Consider the following 20,199-nt stretch of genomic DNA (forward strand, 5'->3'; position numbering starts at 1 on the left):
GTCAGACGGCTTCCGGAGTACGGGTGTCCGCGGACGCGGCGGTCTCCGAGGAGGTGCGGCGCTTGCGGACGACCACGAAGACACCCGTGCCCACGAGCACCGTGGCGCCCACGCCGATCACGCCCGCGAGGCCGCCGGAGAGCCGCGCGTTGTCCACGTCCTTGACGCCGTAGTCGGCGAGCGGGGAGTCGGCGGTGGCGTGCTCCTTGCCCTCGGCGCCCTTGTCGAAGCCCTTGTCGGCAGCGACCTTCTCCAGGCCGTCGGGACTGGCGGAGGCGTAGAAGGAGACGAAGCCCGCGAGGATCAGGGAGGCGACCAGGCCGCCGATCCAGACCTTGCGCGGGGAGCGGACCGGGCCCTCGATGACGGCGGGCTGCGCGTCCACCAGCTCGCCGCCGACGCGCAGCTTGAGCGGGGTGGCCAGACCGCGGGCGCCGTGCACGAGGTCCGGACGTACGGCGATCACGGCGCCGACGGTCGCGGCGGTGATCGCGGCCTCGCCGAGCCCGATCAGCGTGTGCACGCCGACCATGGCGGTGAAGACGGTGCCGAGCGGGACGTCGGTGGTGCCGCCGACCGCGTACACGAGGACGAACGCGGCGGCCGAGGCCGGCACGGAGACGAGCGCGGCCACGAAGGAGGCGACGGTCACCGAGCGGCGCTTCTTGGGCAGGACCGTGAGCAGGCCCCGGAAGAGCGCGTAGGCGACGACGGCGGTGACCACGCCCATGACCGTGATGTTCACGCCGAGCGCGGTGAGACCGCCGTCGGCGAAGAGCACGCCCTGCAGGAGCAGGACCACGGAGATGCACAGGACACCCGTGAACGGGCCGACGAGTATCGCCGCGAGCGCCCCGCCCAGGAGGTGCCCGCTGGTGCCGGCGGCGACCGGGAAGTTCAGCATCTGCACGGCGAAGATGAACGCCGCGACCAGACCCGCGAGCGGCGCGGTCCGCTCGTCGAGCTCCCGGCGCGCACCCTTCAGGGATACGGCTACGGCTCCGGCGGCGACGACACCGGCGGCGACCGATACGGGCGCGTTGATGAATCCGTCGGGGACATGCATGGCAGGGGGCTCCACTCTGCGGGTGGTCGGCCGGGTGGTGAACCGTTCGATGATAGTCGGCTCTTGCGAACAGCTTGCAAGAGCGGCTGTGTCACAAATAGAGCTCTCGGACAGCAGGGGTTATATGCGACATAAGAGGGCATAAAGGAAGGGTTATGTCGGGGTCGCCTTGCCATGTCTCGCACGTGGGTGGGCAGGCGTGACGTACGGGATGAACGAGCGTGAGGAGCGCGTCGATGGACGAGGAGCAGCAGACCCCGGCGGTGGAGGTCTGCACCCGGGCCCATCTCGTCACGGACGCCGACAGCGGCGACACCCACCGCGCCGTGCGGGTCTCCCTGCGGTATTCGCCGCAGAGCGAGGTCCGGATTGTGATCGTCGGGGATGACACCCCCGGCTGGTCGCTGCCCCGCGAGGTCCTGGAACAGGGCATGTCCGCCCCCGCCGCCAGCGAAACCGCCCGGGTCTGGCCGTGCGGCCGGGTCGCCACGGTCGTGGAGTTCCACACAGGGCAGGGGGTCGCGGTGCTCCAGTTCGACAGCGCGCGCCTGACGCGGTTCCTCAAGCGGACGCGCAAGGCGCCCGCACCGGTCAACCACTGACTCCGAGTTGCCGGGCCCCGTGGACCGGAAAAGCATGAGTAGGTGAGCGACTCCGCGTATCTCCGTTTCCCCCATCTGCACGGCAGCCTCCTCTGCTTCGCCGCCGAGGACGATCTCTGGCTGAGCCCCCTGACGCCCGAGGGCGCGATTCCCGAGCGGGCCTGGCGGCTGACCGTGGACCGCACCCGGGTCAGCCATCCGCGCTTCTCGCCGGACGGCACGCGCATCGCGTACACGACCTGGCGCAGTCTCGATCCGGAGATCCATGTGGTGCCGGTCGCGGGCGGGCCGGCGCAGCGGCTCACGTACTGGGGGAACACCGACACCCGGGTGTGCGGCTGGTCCCCGGACGGCGACATCCTGGCGGTGGCCAGTCACGGCCAGCCCTTCTCGTATTTCTCCTGGGCCTACACCGTGCCGACCGACGGCTCCCCCGGCGGCAAGATGCCCTGGGGCCCGGTCAACGACATCGCGGTCAGCGTCATGGACGGGCAGCCGCAGACGCTGCTGCTCACCGGCAAGCCGCCGCACGAGCCCGCCGCCTGGAAGCGGTACCGGGGCGGGGCCATGGGGCGGCTCTGGCTGCACGGCAAGCGGCTGCTCGAGGATCTGGGCGGGCATCTCGCCTCGCCGATGTTCGTACGGGACCGGATCGCGTTCCTGTCGGACCACGAGGGCGTCGGCAATCTCTACTCCTGCGCGCCGGACGGCACGGACCTGCGGCGCCACACCGACCACGACGAGTTCTACGCACGGCACGCCGCCAGCGACGGCGAGCGGGTCGTCTACCAGTGCGCCGGCGACATCTGGCTGGTCGACGATCTGTCCGCCGACGCCGCGCCCCGGCGCCTTGAGGTGCGGCTCGGCGGGCCGCGCGTGGGCCGGCGCTCGTACCAGGTGCCGGCCGCGCACCACGTCGACGGGATCTCCGTGGACACCACGGGTCGCGCGAGCGCGGTCTGCGTGCGTGGGGGCCTGTACTGGCTGACCCATCGCGACGGCCCGGCCCGCACCATCGTCGACACCCCCGGTGTGCGGGTGCGGCTGCCGGAGATGCTCGGCACGAACGGGCAGGTCGCGTACGTCACCGACGCCGACGGCGAGGACGCCGTGGAGATCTCGTATCTGCCGCGCGCCAGTGGCGAACGCTCCCCGCGCCGGTTCGCCTCCGGCGAGGTGGGCCGCGTGCAGGAGCTGGTCTCCGACCCGGACGGCGAGCGGATCGCGATCGCGTCGAACGACGGCCGGCTGCTGCTCATCGACGTGACCGAGGAGTCCAACGGCGAGGTCACCGAGCTGATCCGGTCCATCAACGGGCCCGTACGCGATCTGGCCTTCTCACCGGACGGCTCCTGGCTGACCTGGTCGCATCCCGGGATCGGGCGCTCGCTGCGGCAGATCAAGATGGCCCGGATCAAGGACCGTTCGATCATCGATGTCACCAACGGCCGCTTCGAGGACGAGAATCCGGTCTTCACCAGCGACGGACGCTTCCTCGCCTTCCTGTCCTGGCGCGGCTTCGACCCGGTGTACGACGTGCACACCGGCGACCTGTCGTTCCCGCTGGGCTGCCGCCCGTATCTCGTGCCGCTGTCGTCGGCGACCCCGTCGCCGTTCGCGCTGCTGCCCGACGGGCGTCCGGCCGCGGGCGGGCTCGACCCGGTGGAGGGGAACAACGGCGACGGCACGGTGATGGTGGAGATCGAAGGCCTCGCCGACCGTGTCACACCCTTCCCGGTCACGGCCTCGAAGTACTCCTCGCTCGCGCCCGTCAGCGGCGGCGGCCTGGTCTGGCTGCGCTGGCCGATCTCGGGCGCGCTCGGCGAGACCTTCGCCAACCCGGACGACACCTCGGGCCAGCCCACCCTCGAATACTTCAACATCAGCAAGGCGAAGAAGACCGAACTCGTCTCCGACCTCGACTGGTTCGCGCTCAGCGGCGACGGCAGCCGGCTCGTGGTGGTCGACAGCGGCGAGCTGCGGGCCGTGCCCTCCACCGAGTCCGGCGACAGCGATTCGACTGTCTGGATCGATCTGCGCCGTATCGTGCACGAGGTCGACCCGCCGCACGAGTGGCGCCAGGCGTACGACGAGGCCGGGCGCATCATCAAGCACCTGTTCTGGGAGCCGAAGATGTGCGGCATCGACTGGCGGGGCGTGCTCGACCAGTACCGGCCGCTCGTCGAACGCGTCGCGTCCCCGGACGAGTTCGCGGATCTTCTACGGGAGGTGCTCGGCGAACTCGGCACCTCGCACGCATACGTCACCCCGGCCCGCCGCAACGAGGGCCCGCCGCACTACCAGCGCGCCCAGGGGCTGCTCGGCGCCAACCTGGTCTGCCGCGACGGACAGTGGGTGATCAAGCGGATCCTGCCCGGCGACAACTCCGACTCCAAGGCCCGCTCCCCGCTCGCCGGCCTCGGCCTGCGCGAGGGCGCGGTGCTCACGCACGTCAACGGCCGCCCGGTCGACCCGGTGGCGGGCCCCTACCCGCTGCTCGCGGGCACGGGCGCGACCACGGTCGAGCTGACCTTCACACCCGCCGAGGGCGAGGGCCGCGCGCGCAGGGTCGCGGTGGTGCCGCTGATCGACGAGCGGCCGCTGCGCTACCAGGACTGGGTGGCCAAACGCCGTGAGGTCGTACGGGAGTTGAGCCACGGCAAGTGCGGCTATCTGCACATCCCCGACATGGGCGGCTCGGGCTGGGCGCAGTTCAACAGGGACCTGCGCATGGAGGTCTCCCGTCCGGCCCTCATCGTGGACGTACGAGGAAACGCCGGCGGCCACATCAGCGAACTGGTCGTGGAGAAACTGACGCGCTCGATCCTCGGCTGGGACCTGACCCGCGACGCCCAGCCCGTCTCGTACGCCTCCAGCGCGCCCCGCGGACCGATCGTGGCGCTCGCGGACGAGGCGACCTCCTCGGACGGCGACATGATCACCGCGGCGTTCAAGCTGCTCGGGCTCGGCCCGGTGGTCGGCCAGCGCACCTGGGGCGGCGTGGTCGGCATGACGGGGCGGCACAAGCTGGGCGACGGCACGGTGATCACGGTGCCGATGAACGCGGCCTGGTTCGACGAGTACGGCTGGTCCATCGAGAACCACGGCGTGGAACCGGACGTCGAGGTGCTGCGCACCCCCCTGGACTGGGCGGAGGGCCGCCACGCGCAGCTGGACGACGCGGTGGCGATCGCCCTGGAGCTCCTGGACCAGGACCCGGCCGCCGTCCCGCCGGACTACTCCGCGGTACCGGACCGGCGCCGCCCCGAGTTGCCGCCCCGCGGCTGATGTGCCGAGCCGCGGGACCTCTTGGGTCACTGGGCGTAGCTGATCAAAATGCGAGGAATGTCCGACCGTGTCACGCTGGTCGAGGCCCAATCCCCTCACCCACCTCAGGAGTGAATTTCTATGGGCATCGCCGACCAGTTCAAGGACAAGGCCTCGGAGCTCGCCGACCGCGCGAAGGGCCTGGGACAGGACGCTTCCGACAAGGCCAGTGAGGCCTCGGAAGCCGCCCAGGACAAGTTCGGCCAGGCCTCGGAGCGCGCCTCTCAGGCCGCCGAGCAGGGTCAGAGCAAGGCCCAGGAGGCCGGCCAGGCCATGCAGGACAAGTTCGACCAGGACTACGACAGCTGAATCGGTCCTGAACACCGAGCGCACCGCACACTGCGCACCGAGGGCGCACCCGGAACTCCGGGTGCGCCCTCGGCCTTTCCGTATCCGCCGCCTACCGCTTGGCGCCGCGCGCCTGCTCGTCCGCCGCTCCCCCGGCCCCGACAAGCCCCCGCTTGGCGCCGCCGAGCCGGCCCTCGAACCGCTTCATCTCGCGTGCCCCGACCGTCCCGATGACCGACGGCAGGTAACCGCGGACGGACTGCATACCGCGCAGCCACCACTGCCCGTACACATGCGCCGAGCGCCGCTCGATCCCGGCCACGATGCGGTCGACGGCCGGACCCAGCGGATACGTCTTGTTGGACGGCCACGGCAGCCGCGAGCGCAGCTCCCGCATCACGTCGTCCTCGTCCGCCCCGCGCACCATGTCCGTGTCGGTCCACGACAGATAGCCGACCCCGACCCGTACGCCCTTGTAGCCGACCTCCGCGCGCACGCTGTGCGCGAAGGCCTCGACCCCGGACTTCGACGCGCAGTACGCGGACATCATCGGCGCGGGCGTGATCGCCGCGAGCGAGGCGATCTGCAGGAAGTACCCGCGGGACTCGATCAGTACGGGCAGGAACGCCCGCCCCGTCACGGCCGACCCGATCAGGTTGACTTCGATCACCCGGCGCCACGCGTCCATGTCCGCCTCGGCGAGCGGACCGCCCGTCGCCACCCCGGCGTTGGCGACCACGATGTCCACCTTGCCGAAGCGTTCCTTCACCTCCTGCGCGACCCGGGTCATCGCCTCGTGGTCGGTGATGTCGGCATGCCAGTACTCGGCCTCGGTGTGCAGCCGCGAGCAGACCTCCTTGAGCAGGTCGGGTTCGAGCCCGACGAGCGCGAGCTTCGCGCCGCGGGCCGAGAGCTTGCGCGCCAGCAGCTCCCCGACGCCGCGCGCCGCTCCGGTGACGACGACGACCTGTCCTTCGAGGGCGACCTTGCTCATGCCTTGACCTTTCCGTGTACGGCGACGAGTTGACGTATCTGCGCGGTGACCAGCTCGGGTGCCTCGACGGGGGTCATATGACCGATCCCCGGAAGCTCGGCGAAGTCCTCGCAGTGGGGCAGCGCCGCCGCTATGGCCGCCGCGGCCTCGGGCGGGGTCATCCGGTCGGCCGTGCCCACGATCACCGCGGTGGGAACGGTCAGCCTGGCGACGTTCGCCTCGATGTCGAGGGCGGCGAGCACCCGCCCCCAGCCCTGCCGCACCGCACGCGGACAGGCGTGCACGATCCGCGTACAGGCCTCGACCTTGACCGGCGCGGAACCGGGGCCCATCGTCGCGTACCGCATGATCCGGCGCGCGAGCGGAGTGACGGGTCCGAGCGGCGCCTTGGAGTGCAGCAGGCCGCGGGTCAGACGGGTGCGCAGCCGGCCCTCCCGCAGCGGAATCACCTTGGACAGGGCGGCGAGGCGCACCGTGCCCGTGCTGCACAGCAGGGCCGCGGCCGCGTGCTCGGCGACCTTGGGCCGCCCGGCGGCCGCCATGAGCGTCATCCCGCCCATGGAGTGCCCGACGAGCACGGCCGGTTCACCCGGTTCGAGCGCGGTCGCGAGCACCGCTTCGAGATCGTCGACCAGCGCGCCGACGCTGTACCCCGCGCGCCCGGGAGGCGCCGGCGAGCGCCCGTGGCCGCGCTGGTCGTACGCGATGACGCGGTGGTCGCGCGCCAACTCCCGTATCTGCGCGGCCCAGAAGGCCGTCGAGCAGGTCCAGCCGTGCACGAGCACCACCGCCGGAGCGCCGTCCGGACCGTGCACCTCCACGTGCAGCCGCGAGCCGTCGGCGGAGACGGCGACCAGTTCCCGCGTGGCGACGGGCGGGGCATAGGGCCCGGTGGTCACATGCATCAGCCGGCTCATGCGCCCACCTTTTCCGTACGGGCACCGGACGCGGCCTGCACCGGCTTCGGCGGCCGTACGACCTCGTACTCCGCGAGGTCCACGCGCCGTGTCGCGGACCGGAACTCGGTGGTGGTGCCCGGCCAGACGGTGGTGTTGACCCCGTTCTGGTCCAGGTACCAGCTGGTGCAGCCGCCGGTGTTCCACACCGTGCGCTTCATCCGGTCCTGCACGCGCCGGTTCCAGGCGTTCACGGCGGAGGGCCGGGCGGCGAGCGCCACGCGCCCGCCCAGAGTGTCCAACTGCCGTACGTAATCGGCCATGTAGTTCAGCTGGGACTCGATCATCAGGATCATCGAGGAGTTCCCGAGCCCGGTGTTGGGCCCGATGATCGTCATCCAGTTGGGGAAGCCGGCCGCGGTCGCGCCGCGCAGCGACTTCATCCCGTCCTGCCAGCTCTCGGCGAGCGTGCGCCCGTCCGCGCCGGTCACGCGGTCGGCGATCGGCATGTCGGTGACATGGAAGCCGGTGCCGAAGATGATCGCGTCCACCTCGGTCTCGGTGCCGTCGGCGGCGACCAGGGTGTTGCCCCGTATCTCCGAAAGACCGCTGGCGACCAGGTCCACATTGGGCCGCGCGAGCGCCGGGTAGTACGTGTTGGAGAGCAGGATCCGCTTGCAGCCGATGCGGTACGTGGGGGTCAGCTTCTCGCGAAGGACCGGGTCCTTGATGGCCCGGTGCATATTGCGCTTGGCGAGCGACTCGATCATGCCCAGTTCATTGGGCCTCTTCGTGAACGCCTGGACCTGCAACTCCCGTATCCCCCACAGGAGTCCGCGCCGGGCCTTGGCCGTGAAGGGCAGCTGCCGGTGCAGCCAGCGCTCCGCGCCGCTGATGGCCCGGTCCGCGCGCGGAAGCACCCACGGCGGAGTGCGCTGGAAGAGGGTGAGCCGCCCGACTTCCTTCTGGATCTCCGGCACGATCTGGATCGCGGACGCCCCGGTCCCGATCATCGCCACGCGCTTGCCGCGCAGGTCGTAGTCGTGGTCCCACTGCGCGGAGTGGAAGATCTTGCCCTCGAAGGTGTCGATGCCCGCGATGTCCGGGATCTTGGGGTCGGACAGCGGCCCGGTGGCGGAGACCACCACATCGGCCGTCAGCGTCCCGCTGCTCGTCTCGATCTCCCAGAGCAGCCGCTCCGCGTCCCACCGCATGTGCTTGGCCTCGGAGTCGAGCCGGATGTGCGGCCGCAGCCCGAAGGTGTCGGTGACGTGCTCCAGGTAGGCCCGGATGTGCTCCTGGCCGGAGAAAGTGCGCGGCCACTCGGGGTTGGGCGCGAAGGAGAACGAGTACAGATGGCTCGGCACATCGCAGGCGCAGCCCGGATAGCTGTTGTCGCGCCAGGTACCGCCGACGGAACCGGACCGCTCGAGGATCACGAAGTCGGTGACGCCCTCGCGGCGCAGCCGCACGGCGGCCCCCAGCCCGCCGAAGCCGGACCCGACCACTGCCACCCGTACATGTTCGTGCTCACTGTGGTGCCCGGCCATGCAGCCCGCCTCCCGAAGTACACCCGTACTCACGACTGTTCTCGCGAACCGTTCTCGCGACTGTGCCAGTAACCACTGGCATAGTGGGGAGAGTAGAGCAGCTCCGTACTCATGGGTAGGGGCTGGGCGGGATAAGTTACCGGCGGTACAACATAGGGTGCTTGACGTGGCGGAAAAGGCTGACGAACCGAAAGCGGCGGTCCGCGAGTACCGCATGACGGAACTCGCCGAAGCGGCCGGCATCACCGTGCGCACCCTGCGCTTCTACCGGGAACGCGGACTGATCCCGCCGCCACGCCGCGAGGGCCGCCTGGCCTGGTACGACGAGCACCATCTGGCCCGGCTGCACACCATCGCCGCGATGCTGGAGCGCGGCCACACCCTGTCCGTCATCGCGGAGTTGAACGAGGCCCTCGAGTCCGGGCGCGACGTCGGCGAGATCCTCGGCATCCAGCCCACCGAGGAGACCCCGGTCCGCCTCAGCCCCGAGGAGCTGGCCGACGCGTTCGCCGGCGAGGTCACCCCCGAGAACCTCGCCGCCGCCCTCGACCTCGGCTATCTCGCCCCCGACGGCGACGAGATCGTGCACATCAGCCGCCGACTGCTCGACGCCTCGACGGCGCTCGTCCGCGCCGGCGTCCCGCTCGCGGAGGTCATGCAGGCGGGCGCCCGGGTACGCGAACACGCGGACGCGCTCGCCGAGTTGTTCCTCACCACGATCCGTACGTACGCGCCGGACGAGAACATGGCGAAGCTCCGCCCGCTGGCGAAGGCCGTGGTGGAGGCGGAGCTCTCGCTGGCGCTGGACCGGCGGCTGGCGGCCGAGGAGTGAGCGGCGCTCGCGAGTGAGGGATGCCGAGGAAGCGACCGGGCACTCGCTACCGCGGAAGCCACCAACGGGCCTTGTAGATCCCGCCATTGGTCAGCACGCGCGTCTCGTCGGGCCGATGGAAGTCCACCCGCGTCGTCCACCAGGTCTCCTCGAGGCCGACCTCGGGCACCGTGCTCACCACCTGCCCGGTCCGCGGATCGTCCCCGACGGCCTTCACCTTGGTCCGGCTGATCCGCCCGGCGCCCGGGAAGTCCTGGACGAACTCGCCGCGCCCGATGTCGTACTGGAACACCGCCGCGTTCGTCGTCACCCACAGCCGCCCGTGCCGCCCCGCCACCGGGAACAGGTCATGCCCACCGGGCCTGGCCCCGGGCAGCCGCACCGCCGACGTCTGCGTCAGCGCCGGGCGGGCGGGGGTGCCGCCCACCTCGTACGTGACGAGCTCGTCGTCCCCGATCGCCCACAGCACCCGCCGCCCACGGTCCCGGTGCAGCCCGTGCGCCCCCTTCAACACGGCATCGGCATACGGGACTTCGCGCTGCCCCTGCGATGCCGCGTACAGCCGCACGAGCGCACCGGTGCTGCACGCGACCGCGACGTTCCCGTCGGGGAGGATCTCCATGCTGTGCGGGTTGAACAGGTCGTCGCCGGGCCCGAGCCCCGCACCCCAGTACCGCCGCCCGGTCGGAAACTCGACGGCGGCGGCGAACCCGAACGAGGCGCAGGTCAGCAGCAGGGTCCGCCCCCGGTGCCGGCGCACCTTGGCCTCGCTGGGGTAGACCCAGCTGACGTCGGGCCGCAGATCGGCGTATCCGCCGTCGCCCAGCGGCGAGAACGCCCAGAGCGGGTCCGCGGCGCCCCATACGCTGCGCCGCGCGTCGAGCACCAGAATCCGCTTCGACGCCTGGTCGGTGACCACCACGGGCGGCGCACCCCTGCGCGCGGCCCCGGCCGCCGGAGCGGTGGCCGGCGCGGCGCCGAGCGTCGTACCGACCGCACCGAACAGCACGGAACGCCGTGAGTACGCCATGAAGTCCCCCTGTGGAATGGGCAGTCGACTCGCCGGACCGTACGCCGGGCCAATCTGCCACGCCCCACGGGAACCGGTAACCCCGCCTGCCCCCGGCGGCTCGCGCCCGTGGGAAGAGCGGGAAGTTCAGGGGTGTTGCGGCAGAACATGAGGATCGGTGAGGCCGCCAAGGCCAGCGGTGTGAGCCCCAGATCGCTGCGGCACTACGAGGACGAGGGACTGATCGTCCCCGGCCGCTGCGCCAACGGATACCGCGACTACTGCCGCTCCACGCTCGACCGCGTCTGCACCATCCGCTCCCTCCTGGAGTCCGGGCTGCCCGTACGGCTCATCCGGGAGCTGCTCCCGCCGTCGGGAGGGAACACGGGCGCGGCGGACCCCGAGTTCCTGCGCGAGGTGGAGAGCTACCGCGACCGGATCGCCGCGCGGATCGCCGGACTCATCGAGCAGCAGGAGGCCCTCGACGCCTACCTCCGCCAGGCCGCCCCCGCCGCCCGTACCGGCCTCCGCTGAGCGGGAGTTGACCTTGACACCTGCGTGAAGCTTCTACGTTCCCGGCATGAAGCGGATGGAAAACACAGAGCACCTCACCCAGCACCGGCTCGTCCAGTCCTCACACCGCGGACCGCAGGACCTGACCCTCGTGGAAGATCAGCCCGTACCGTCCCCGGGGCCGGGCGAGTACCTGGTCCGCGTGGGCGCGGCAGGCGTGAACTTCGCGGACGTCATGCAGACCCACGGCACGTACGCGGGCGGCCCCGCTGCGCCCTACGCGGCCGGCTTCGAAGCCGCGGGCGAGATCGTGGCGGCCGGCCCGGACATCGCGCACCCGCTCCCCCTCGGCGCCCATGTGATCGGCGCGGGACCGGGCGCCTTCGCGCAGTACATGACGATGCCGGCCGCCGGCGCCCTGCCCGTACCCGCCGGCTGGACCGACGCACAGGCACTCGGCCTGGTGCTCAACGGGGCCACCGCACTGGCCGCGTTGAAGACCCTGGGCCGGGTCGCGAAGGGCGAGACGGTCCTCGTCCACGCGGCGGCCGGCGGAGTCGGCCAGGCAGCCGTCCGGCTCGCACGGCACTACGGGGCGCGGGTGGTCGCCACCGCCTCACCGGGGAAGCACCCGACGCTCGAAGCCCTCGGCGCCGACCACGTACTCGACAGCGCCCGCCCGGACCTGGCCGCGGAGGTCATCCGTCTGACCGGCGGGGCCGATCTGGTCCTCGAATCGGTGGGACGCGCCACGTTCGCCGCGAGCCTGGCGGCCGCCAAGCCCTTCACCGGACGCGTCGTCGTCTACGGCGCCGCCTCCGGCGACGCGACCGTGAGCACCCACGAGCTGGTGTTCACCCACCACGCGCAGCTGAAGGGCCTGCACATCGGCGCACTCGCGACCGCCGCCCCGGACCTCTACCGCGACCTGCTCATCGAGCTCACCGCACTGATCGCCGAGGGCGTCTACGCGCCGGGCAGTCCGCGGATCCACGCCCTGTCCGAGGGCAGATCCGTACTGGAGCAGCTGGCCTCGGGCCGGACCGAGGGCAAGCACGCCCTCGATCCGTGGCGGTGAGAGCGGCAGCGGGTCAGTTCCCGTAGACCACGGTGACCGGCGCGTGGTCGGACCACCGCTCGGGATGCGTCTCGGCCCGCTCCACGAACGCCTTCACCGCCCGCTCGGCCAGACCCGGCGTCGCGACCTGGAGGTCGATGCGCCATCCTGCGTCGTTGTCGAAGGCCCGCCCGCGGTAGGACCACCAGCTGTACGGCCCTTCGACGCCCGGGTGCAGCGCGCGCACCACGTCCACGTACTCCTCGTAGACCTGGCCGAGCCATTCGCGCTCCTCGGGCAGGAAGCCCGCGTTCTTGCGGTTGGTCTTCCAGTTCTTGAGGTCCGCTTCCTGGTGGCAGATATTCCAGTCACCGCAGACCACGACCTCACGGCCGTCCGCGGCGGCGCGCGCCTTGAGCTCCTTCAGGTAGGCGAGGAACTCGCCCATGAAGCGGTACTTCTCGTCCTGCTTCTCGGTGCCGGCCTCGCCCGAGGGCAGATACAGGCTGGCGACCGTGACGCCCGGCAGATCGATCTCCACGTACCGGCCGCTGGTGTCGAACTCCGCGGACCCGAATCCGGTCTGCACCCGCTCCGGCGCCCGCCGCGAGTAGACCGCGACACCGGCGCGGCCCTTGACCGCCGACGGGGCGAGGACGACATGCCAGCCCTCGGGCGCACGCACCTCTTCGGGGATCTGCCCGGCCTCGGCCCGCACTTCCTGCAGGCAGACGACATCGGCCCCGGTCTCCGCGAGCCACTCGGTGAAGCCCTTCTTGGCGGCGGCGCGGATGCCATTCACGTTCACGGAAGTCACAGTCAGCACCCCGGCACGATACCGGCACACTGGATGCCCCTACCTCCGCAAGAATGCATAGAAGTACGATGGGACGCATGAACATTCAGCCAAGGCGCTACGACCACCCGGACGCGATCAAGCTCAACGACCAGGTGCAGCAGGAGTACATGGAGCGCTACGGCGACGGTGACGGCGATGCCACTCCGCTCGACGCCGGGATGTTCGTGCCGCCCGCCGGCCTCTATCTGATCGCGTACGACGCACAGGACCGCCCGGTCGCGACCGGCGGCTGGCGCACCCAGGACGCGAACGACGAGGGCTACTCGGACGGCGACGCCGAGCTGAAGCGCATGTACGTGGTCCCCGAGGCGCGCGGCCTGGGCCTGGCCCGGCGGATCCTCGCGCTCCTGGAGGAGGACGCGCGCGCCCGCGGCCGTACGCGGATGGTCCTGGAGACGGGCACCGAGCAGCCCGAGGCGATCGCGCTGTACACGTCCAGCGGCTACGAGCCGTGCGAGAAGGTCGGCTACTACCGCTGCCACGAGAGCAGCCGCTGCTACGCCAAGCCGCTGTCCTGATCCTCGTCGGCAGCCACAGCCGACCGCAGATCCAGCACGGCGAGCGCGCCGCCGCCCTCGGGGTTGGCGAACCGCAGCCGCGCGCCGAGCACTTGGGCCTGGCCGAGCGCGATGGTGAGCCCGAGGCCGAGCCCCGCCTCGTGCGCTCCGGTGCGGAAGCGCTGGGGACCGGCCCGCAGGATCTGCTCGGGGAAGCCTGGCCCGCTGTCGTACACCCTGAGGACCCCGCTCTCGGCCTCCACGCGTACGGGTGCGGAGCCGTGCCGCAGCGCGTTGGTCACGAGGTTGGCCACGATCCGCTCGAAGCGCCGCGGATCGGTCTCGATCCGGGCGTCGCGCAGCACGAGCACCTCGACGCCGTCCTGGGGCCCCGCCACGGACCGTACGGCCTTGCGCACGAGGTCCCCCCACGAAAGGGACTCGGTCTCGGGCACCTCTCTGGAGGCGTCGAGCCGGGCGACTTCGATGACGTCGTCGACGAGTTCCCGCAGCCGCTGTGCGCTGCCCTGGACCAGTTCGGAGGGCCTGCCGGGCGGCAGCAGCCCGGCGGACGTGACCATGCCCGCGACGGGGGTGCGCAGTTCGTGCGCGATGTTCGCGGTTACTTCGCGTTCGGCCTGGATCCGCCGCGCGAGCGCGTCGGCCATGGTGTTGACGGCGGTGGTGAGCTTGGCGACCTCGTCCTTGCCGCGCGGTTCCAGCCGAGCGGTGAGGTCCCCGTCCGCGATGCGCTGCGCGGTGTCGGCGGAGGCGGTGAGCCGCCGTCCGAGCCGGGTCGCGACCGCGAGTCCGACCAGACCGCCGAGCGCGGTGCCGATGGCACCGGAAACCCACAGGACACGGTCCAGATCGCGCAGGGTCCGTGTCTCACGGTCGTACGGGCGCCGCAGCGCGACCACGGAGTTGCCCTGCTTGCTGGCGGCCCAGAGCAGCGGCGGCCCCTTGGCGTCCCGGTCGAGATAGACGCCCCAGTTGCCCCGCTCGACGGCCTCGCCGAGCGGCTTCGGCAGATCGGCCGGATTGATCAGCGAACTACCGCCGTCCACGCCCGCGGCATGGTCCTGTACGGCGGTCTGCAGCCGGTCCCCGATCTGCTGGACGGCGGCGTCGTACTGCGCGCCCACGGTCTGGTGGTGCACGAGCAGGCCGATCACGACGGCCACCAGGGCGGCCGTGCCCGCGATCGCGGCACCGATCTTCGTACGGAGTCCCATGGGCCGCTCAGTACACCGGGACGGTGAGCCGGATGGCCTGAAGCTGCACCTTGACCGCCTCGGGCGGCAGCTTCGCGGGGTCGTCCGGCACGACGGAGGCACGGCGGTAGTAGGCCACACGCTCCTGCTGCTGCAGTCCGCTGAGCGTCACGGTCACGTCGTACGAGGTCTTCTCGCAGCCCGGCAGGCACCAGGCGCCGCTCAGCCTGCCGGTGGCCACGGCGGTGGAGCCGCCCCAGCTGCGCCACTTGAGATCGCTGACGGTGACCAGCTCGCTCAGACCCACCGAGGTCGGCCGGCGCAGGGGCTGACCCATGGCGTCGGCCACGTACACGGGCCCCTTCTGCGGCGAGGGCGATATCGCGGGCCCCTGCACATGCAGCCCTTCCGGCTGCCCACAGGCGCCGAGCAGCGCGACACCGCATGCGGCGACCGCCACACGCAGGGCACGAGACCGGACAACTGAGGACATAGCAACCAAGTATCCATGCCATCGGACGGAGCGAGGTGATGTAGATCGCAGCACAGGTGCTCGGCGGCGCTCACGGCCCGCCTGCGCGATCACCGGCCCGGTCACCGACGCCCGGTCACCGACGCGGTCGCCAACGCGGTCGCCAACGCAAAGCAAGAACCCCGCCGGGGATCCCGGCGGGGTTCTCAATTGCGGTGGACCTGTGGGGATTTGAACCCCAGACCCCCTCGATGCGAACTACCGGCAGGGCGGTCGCTGAAGTCTGCTGGCCCGATCAGCCCAGTGGTGAGGATCCACTGCGGTCGGTGATTGCTGGACCGGTTGCTGTACTTCTCTGCTGTATCGCGCGCGGCGTCACGACGTCTCCGACCCTAGCCACTTCCGAAGCGGTGGGGGGTGGAGCGGACCTACGGATGACTGACGCCGACCCGATAGCCCGCTGCCCCGTCGGCGAGAACACCACCTTCTAGCGCAACCCGACATCATCGGGCAAACACCGCATCACAGGATAGAACAACGGGAGAAAACCACCAGTACGAATTTGCGCAGCATCACCTCGCCCGCGCCGCCGAGTTTGCTTTGACTACCCGTTCCGGCGGGGCGCTTGCGGGTCCGCGATTTGCGTGGAATGCCACGCTGCCCTAAAGGGGAACCGTGCACGACAGCGGAACTTTTGGGGAGTGCCACCCTCCCCTTCTCTCCGCTGTTACCGTCTTGAGCATGAAGCATCCAATGAAATTTGCACTCGCAGCGCTACTCGTTCCCCTTGCGGCGTGCCAGCCATCCGAGAGCGGGACGACCGACACCCTGCGCCCTTACATTTCCGCTGGCATTGACGGGGAATCCCTCAGCGAGAGCGAACGCCTGTACCTGGATGACGTCCTGCGCGCGACGTCGGAGACGCACATTGGGAAACGGTGGAGGCAGACCGTCACTCGCGGGGACCAAGGCGACCTGGACATGCTGATCGACGGCGAACGGCTGGAGTTCTGCGGCGATGCCCCTCGTCGAAACAAAACGGACCTAGTAGATGAAATGGGTCGAGATGAGGGAATGACTACCTTTTATCGCCAAGAGGCTACGCGCAAACACTTGTGTTGAGGAGTTCTCGTAAAGCATTGCGCCATGATCACGCCTGTGCCATTCTCCTCCCGAGCGATCGGACTATCGCAAGGGGAGGCGTTACGGTTGGCATCGTTCGCGGGGAAATCGAAATGGAGACAAGGGCCTCTTCGCTGGCTCTTGGCGGTAATAGGTGCGCTTATGCTCACCATCACGACCGCCACCAGCGCCAGTGCCCACTACGTGTACCAGCACGACGAGGTTTGGGCGAATACGGACAGCTCAAAGTGCCTGTACACACGCGCCGAGGTTTCCCATGGAGACAGTGGCGGTTACGCACAGTCGAGAGGCCTCGCTTCTGATGACTGGGGCTTGCCGCCATCCTGTATCTGGTCGTGGGATCGACCGCCAGGCAACCTGGCCACAAAGTGGACCTACTACAAAAAGACTTCGAGCGGCTGGAGCGTTTGCCGCTCGATCGGCTGGAAGTACAACACCAGCACCACTAATGTCCTGCGTGCATCGAAGAACTTCGGCGTCGCCCCGCCGTGCGGTGGCGGATATTACGCAACCAAGGCGTGGTCGAAGGTTTGGTACTCCGGGAAATGGAACGGTGCGTACAGCGTCTGGTCCGGGTCCCACTACATCGAGCCGTGAGCGCACCAAAGGAGCGCATCGTGAATAGAATCCGCATAGGCGTCATCTCGGTAGCGGCGGCAATCCTGCTCGGTGCCGGTGCTCTAACTGCCGTGGCATCTGATGTTCCGCCACCTCCGGCTAACCCGGAATGGGTCATGGAGAACGGGCGAGTCGACGAAAGCCTGGTCCCGGAAGAGTTCACCGTAGTGGACGCTGAAGGCGAAATCATGACTGACACCGCCGGCAATCCTATTACGGTCGACAACGGCAGTGACACTCCAGAATTCGACCCTCGCCCGCCGTGCGCCCGTTGCCCTGCACCTGAGCCGCCTACGGATGCTGGCGACACTCACAACACGGGTATCGACGAAAACAACTACCTGGACGAATCCGTCGAGGTCAACGAGGATTCTCCATTTATCCCTTAATCCTCATTGCCAATGTGGTGAGGTTTCGCGACACCCCGATCGAGAACTTGGGCGGGGTGTCGGCTTTCTTTACCTTGTACACGCCTGATCTTTGCGCGTCCTGAAGCTCCTGCGGATTAGTAGCGCCGTGCAGCGCGCGGTCGGCGTAGCGGCTTTGGGCTGGAGCTGCTTTGGGGCGAGTGATCATGGCCCCGTAAGCTTCCGGCGAGTCGGGCAGTCTGTTGACCTGCCCGTTAAAGCACGACGTTGGGGCCATGATCTTCGAGGCTCGCCCCAAAGTGGCTGCGTAAAGCCGTGGAGCCGGCCGCCCCCGCCGATGGGCAACGACCATGGAAGCGGGTCCGTCGACATTGCACCGCCGCCGCGATCCGGCCTTAGTCGAAGCACAACGCGTCTTTGACCTGCACGTATGGCGCCCCCTTGCCCCCTTGACCATGTGTTTCTCGCCCCTTGCGGGCGCGGGCGGGCGACGACGCGCGCCCCCACTGGCGTAGACATGGTGGAGGGCGCGCGGCGGCGACCGACCGGCGCCGCCGCGCTGTGCGCGGCCCTCAATCCCTGTGATTGATCCTTCTGGATTTGGATCTACTTCGTTGTCCTGGTGGTTCTGGGGTTTCTGGGGGTTCTGCCTGCACTTTGCTCGGCGAGATCAACCAACGCTCTTCTTCCCTCTCCCAGGCCGGATCGCGTCGGCGGGGCGATGCCGACGCGCACGCGTCACCATGGCGTAATCCTTCAGGCGGGAGCGGCGTTGGCACTCACGGCATGATCACAGGCCCCGGTCGGCGAGCGCAGCGAGCTCTTGATGATGTAGGGAAACTTTGTCCGCGTCACCGATCATGGATCTGTGATCATGGCGCAGCTCGGCCTGGACCGCTCTCGAACTACGCATGGCGCGTAGGCAGTTGCAGGACTTCCTGGAACCCTACCGATGCCCGCTGAACTCGCCTTGTTCCACCCGAAGGGGGTTCCGCTCTAGTGGGAACCCCCATCGGTAGGCCCACCAGTAGGTCGACACGATGCACTGGTCAGTCAGATGGCGCGACAAAGCAGAGCGCGGACGTCTGCTGACCTTCGCCGTAGGTGTGCGTGGTGCGGCCGATGATCTGGCATCCGAGCCTCTCGTAGAGGCGGATCGCTGCAGCGTCCTTGGTCATCACATCGCCGACGAGGGCGAGGTTCTGGCGTCGGGCGTACGCGGCGGCTTCTTGGACAAGGCGCTCACCAACGGCCTTCCGCCTTGCCTCTGGCCGAACGAAGAGCCTCGCCATGACGCTGACTTGATCCTCGGTCACATCGGCCTGCTTCAGGTAGAGCGAGACAGCCTCTTCGCCCTGCGGCCGGCTGATAGCGACATGACCGACGACCTGACCCGCGATCTCGGCAACCCAGGCCGCGAGCAGCCCGGGTGGGCTCAGCCATGCCTCCGGGTTGTCGACACCCTCCACGGGATAGCCATCGGCGGCGTGTACCGCTACGAGTCCAGAAGCTGCCTCAGAGAGGTCTTCGTCAGTGCGTGGCCGGATGATCACGTTGGGCTCGTTCGGTGCGTCAGTATTCATGGCGAACTCCTGAGCTTTGGTTTCTCACTCGACAGGGACGTTGTAGCTGAGTCCGTTCATGTCGGCACGCATCACGAACCTGGTCACCTCGTAGGGCTCGCCATCCTGATCAATGCTGGTGTGCATGACCTCGATGACGGGGACGCCAGGTGACAGGTTCAGATAGCTGACCTCGTCTGGTGTGGGCATGCGCGCCGTGATCTCGTCGTTGATGCGGGTCATCACGTGACCCTTGTCCTCGAAGATTCCGTGGATGCCGTACTGGTGAGGGACCTCCGGTTGGAGCAGTCCCGTTCCCTGCGCGATGCTCCAGGGGATCCACGTGGTCACCCGGTAGACGGGGTCTGCGTCGGCGTAGAACACATTCTCTCGACGCACCACGGACTTGGTCTTGTCGGAGACTTTGAGCTGTTCCGCTAGCTCCTTGTCCGGCTTGATGCGCTCGATGCCGAGAACCTCGAACTTTCCCACCTTGCCTTGCTTCGCGCACTCCACGAGAAACGGGGACAGTCCCGATTCGCGGTACTTCGGCGAGTACCGGTCGCTACCCAGGCGGATCAAGGGCTGCTTCACGCGGACGAATACGCCCCGTCCGTGTTCTGCGATCACTAGCCCTTCCTGGGCAAGGATCTTCAGCGCCTCGTCGACAGTGTTGCGTACTGCCCCGAACCGCTCCGCAAGCTTGCGCTGAGACGGGAGCTTCGCGCCAGGCGCATGCCGCCCGTCTTCGATCTCCTTGCGGAGTTCATCGGCGATCCGTCGACTCAGCGGCCTTCGATCCTCGACCTCGTCGCTCATAGGCACCTCTCCTAGTGGCTGGCGCCAGTTTACGACCTGGCTTGAGCCAGTTCCGCGCGAGGGATTGACTCAACTGGCTTAAGCCAGTTCTACTGGTGCAAGCCAGTTCAACTGGCGTGAGCCACTTGCCAGTTGGATCAACCCTCCGAGCAAGGAGTAAGTCTCATGAGGCAGATTCCCGTAGACACCAGCGAGATGACTGTGATGCTCATCCAGGTCCCGGAAGAGAAGGTCAAGAACCGGGAGACCGGTGAGGTCGCGACGGACCGGCAGTCGGGCAAGACCCTCTTCAACGTGAACGTGGCCGTGATCGTGGACGGCCGCCCGGACGCGCTGACCGTGGTCGTCGCCGAGGATGGCATCCAGCCCGACCTGGTCCCGGGCATGCCGGTGGAGTTCCCGGGCCTGGTGGCCCGCCCGTGGGAGAACGACTTCGGGCACGGCATCAGCTACCGCGCGATCGCGGTCACCGCGAAGGACCTGACCCTCGCCGGCTCCAACGGCAAGGGGTGA

20 protein-coding genes are annotated in these 20,199 nt (G+C 69.1%); 10 read left to right on the plus strand and 10 right to left on the minus strand.

Annotation, left to right across the window (positions count from 1 at the left end; all coding sequences use genetic code 11):
• Position 1: 1 nt before the first annotated feature.
• Positions 2-1,066 (minus strand): energy-coupling factor ABC transporter permease, encoded by a 1,065-nt coding sequence (locus H9Y04_RS30265; RefSeq protein ID WP_187817274.1) that lies wholly within the window; start codon positions 1,064-1,066, stop codon positions 2-4.
• A 236-nt stretch (positions 1,067-1,302) separates the two neighbouring features.
• Between H9Y04_RS30265 and H9Y04_RS30270 the strand changes: the two genes are divergently transcribed.
• From H9Y04_RS30270 to H9Y04_RS30280, 3 genes are all read left to right on the plus strand, one after another.
• Complete coding sequence (locus H9Y04_RS30270; RefSeq protein ID WP_187817275.1) at positions 1,303-1,668, plus strand: SsgA family sporulation/cell division regulator; 366 nt, start codon at positions 1,303-1,305, stop codon at positions 1,666-1,668.
• A 42-nt stretch (positions 1,669-1,710) separates the two neighbouring features.
• Positions 1,711-4,956 (plus strand): S41 family peptidase, encoded by a 3,246-nt coding sequence (locus H9Y04_RS30275; protein WP_187817276.1) that lies wholly within the window; start codon positions 1,711-1,713, stop codon positions 4,954-4,956.
• A gap of 120 nt (positions 4,957-5,076) precedes the next feature.
• On the plus strand, positions 5,077-5,304 hold the full coding sequence (locus H9Y04_RS30280) for a hypothetical protein (RefSeq protein ID WP_187817277.1): 228 nt from the start codon (positions 5,077-5,079) through the stop codon (positions 5,302-5,304).
• 91 nt (positions 5,305-5,395) lie between these two features.
• Here the strand turns inward: H9Y04_RS30280 and H9Y04_RS30285 are convergent, their stop codons facing one another.
• From H9Y04_RS30285 to H9Y04_RS30295, 3 genes are read right to left on the minus strand one after another with little or no spacing between them, the layout of a single operon-like run.
• A complete protein-coding gene (locus tag H9Y04_RS30285) occupies positions 5,396-6,277 on the minus strand; it encodes an SDR family oxidoreductase (RefSeq protein WP_187817278.1) in 882 nt (293 codons plus the stop codon).
• Positions 6,274-7,194 (minus strand): alpha/beta fold hydrolase, encoded by a 921-nt coding sequence (locus H9Y04_RS30290; protein WP_187817279.1) that lies wholly within the window; start codon positions 7,192-7,194, stop codon positions 6,274-6,276. The genes H9Y04_RS30285 and H9Y04_RS30290 overlap by 4 nt, the downstream gene beginning before the upstream one ends.
• Positions 7,191-8,723 carry a flavin-containing monooxygenase gene (locus H9Y04_RS30295; RefSeq protein ID WP_187817280.1) on the minus strand — a complete coding sequence of 511 codons (1,533 nt, stop codon included), beginning with the start codon at positions 8,721-8,723 and terminating at the stop codon, positions 7,191-7,193. The genes H9Y04_RS30290 and H9Y04_RS30295 overlap by 4 nt, the downstream gene beginning before the upstream one ends.
• Positions 8,724-8,937: 214 nt before the next feature.
• On the opposite strand from H9Y04_RS30295, the gene H9Y04_RS30300 reads away from it, so the two are divergent.
• Positions 8,938-9,555 (plus strand): MerR family transcriptional regulator, encoded by a 618-nt coding sequence (locus H9Y04_RS30300; protein WP_187817353.1) that lies wholly within the window; start codon positions 8,938-8,940, stop codon positions 9,553-9,555.
• Between the two features lie 46 nt (positions 9,556-9,601).
• Here the strand turns inward: H9Y04_RS30300 and H9Y04_RS30305 are convergent, their stop codons facing one another.
• Positions 9,602-10,585 (minus strand): DUF6528 family protein, encoded by a 984-nt coding sequence (locus H9Y04_RS30305; RefSeq protein WP_187817281.1) that lies wholly within the window; start codon positions 10,583-10,585, stop codon positions 9,602-9,604.
• A 147-nt stretch (positions 10,586-10,732) separates the two neighbouring features.
• Here H9Y04_RS30305 and H9Y04_RS30310 point away from each other — a divergent pair, with 147 nt between their 5' ends.
• Complete coding sequence (locus H9Y04_RS30310) at positions 10,733-11,098, plus strand: MerR family transcriptional regulator (RefSeq protein ID WP_187817282.1); 366 nt, start codon at positions 10,733-10,735, stop codon at positions 11,096-11,098.
• 46 nt (positions 11,099-11,144) lie between these two features.
• A complete protein-coding gene (locus tag H9Y04_RS30315) occupies positions 11,145-12,155 on the plus strand; it encodes a zinc-binding dehydrogenase (protein WP_187817283.1) in 1,011 nt (336 codons plus the stop codon).
• A 13-nt stretch (positions 12,156-12,168) separates the two neighbouring features.
• Here the strand turns inward: H9Y04_RS30315 and H9Y04_RS30320 are convergent, their stop codons facing one another.
• A complete protein-coding gene (locus tag H9Y04_RS30320; protein ID WP_187817284.1) occupies positions 12,169-12,960 on the minus strand; it encodes an exodeoxyribonuclease III in 792 nt (263 codons plus the stop codon).
• Positions 12,961-13,028: 68 nt separating this feature from the next.
• Between H9Y04_RS30320 and H9Y04_RS30325 the strand changes: the two genes are divergently transcribed.
• Positions 13,029-13,511, plus strand: coding sequence for a GNAT family N-acetyltransferase (locus H9Y04_RS30325; RefSeq protein WP_187817285.1), 483 nt, complete (start codon positions 13,029-13,031; stop codon positions 13,509-13,511).
• Here H9Y04_RS30325 and H9Y04_RS30330 read toward each other — a convergent pair.
• Both H9Y04_RS30330 and H9Y04_RS30335 read right to left on the minus strand, forming a co-directional pair.
• Positions 13,490-14,725, minus strand: a complete 1,236-nt coding sequence (locus H9Y04_RS30330) for a sensor histidine kinase (RefSeq protein ID WP_187817286.1) — start codon at positions 14,723-14,725, stop codon at positions 13,490-13,492. The genes H9Y04_RS30325 and H9Y04_RS30330 overlap by 22 nt on opposite strands.
• Positions 14,726-14,732: 7 nt before the next feature.
• Entirely contained in the window at positions 14,733-15,197 is a 465-nt protein-coding gene (locus H9Y04_RS30335; protein ID WP_187817287.1) for a hypothetical protein, read from the minus strand.
• Between the two features lie 1,263 nt (positions 15,198-16,460).
• Here H9Y04_RS30335 and H9Y04_RS30340 point away from each other — a divergent pair.
• Together H9Y04_RS30340 and H9Y04_RS30345 are read left to right on the plus strand one after the other, a co-directional pair.
• Complete coding sequence (locus tag H9Y04_RS30340; RefSeq protein WP_187817288.1) at positions 16,461-16,916, plus strand: hypothetical protein; 456 nt, start codon at positions 16,461-16,463, stop codon at positions 16,914-16,916.
• Positions 16,917-16,936: 20 nt separating this feature from the next.
• Positions 16,937-17,326: a hypothetical protein gene (locus H9Y04_RS30345; RefSeq protein WP_187817289.1), complete on the plus strand. Its 390-nt coding sequence runs from the start codon at positions 16,937-16,939 to the stop codon at positions 17,324-17,326.
• A gap of 1,028 nt (positions 17,327-18,354) precedes the next feature.
• On the opposite strand, the gene H9Y04_RS30350 is transcribed toward H9Y04_RS30345, so the two are convergent.
• Both H9Y04_RS30350 and H9Y04_RS30355 read right to left on the minus strand, forming a co-directional pair.
• On the minus strand, positions 18,355-18,888 hold the full coding sequence (locus H9Y04_RS30350; protein ID WP_187817290.1) for a GNAT family N-acetyltransferase: 534 nt from the start codon (positions 18,886-18,888) through the stop codon (positions 18,355-18,357).
• 24 nt (positions 18,889-18,912) lie between these two features.
• A complete protein-coding gene (locus H9Y04_RS30355; protein ID WP_187817291.1) occupies positions 18,913-19,686 on the minus strand; it encodes a GntR family transcriptional regulator in 774 nt (257 codons plus the stop codon).
• A 165-nt stretch (positions 19,687-19,851) separates the two neighbouring features.
• On the opposite strand from H9Y04_RS30355, the gene H9Y04_RS30360 reads away from it, so the two are divergent.
• Positions 19,852-20,199, plus strand: coding sequence for an SCO3933 family regulatory protein (locus H9Y04_RS30360; RefSeq protein ID WP_187817292.1), 348 nt, complete (start codon positions 19,852-19,854; stop codon positions 20,197-20,199).

This window comes from Streptomyces polyasparticus (assembly GCF_014493765.1).
Taxonomy (GTDB): Bacteria; Actinomycetota; Actinomycetes; order Streptomycetales; family Streptomycetaceae; genus Streptomyces; species Streptomyces polyasparticus.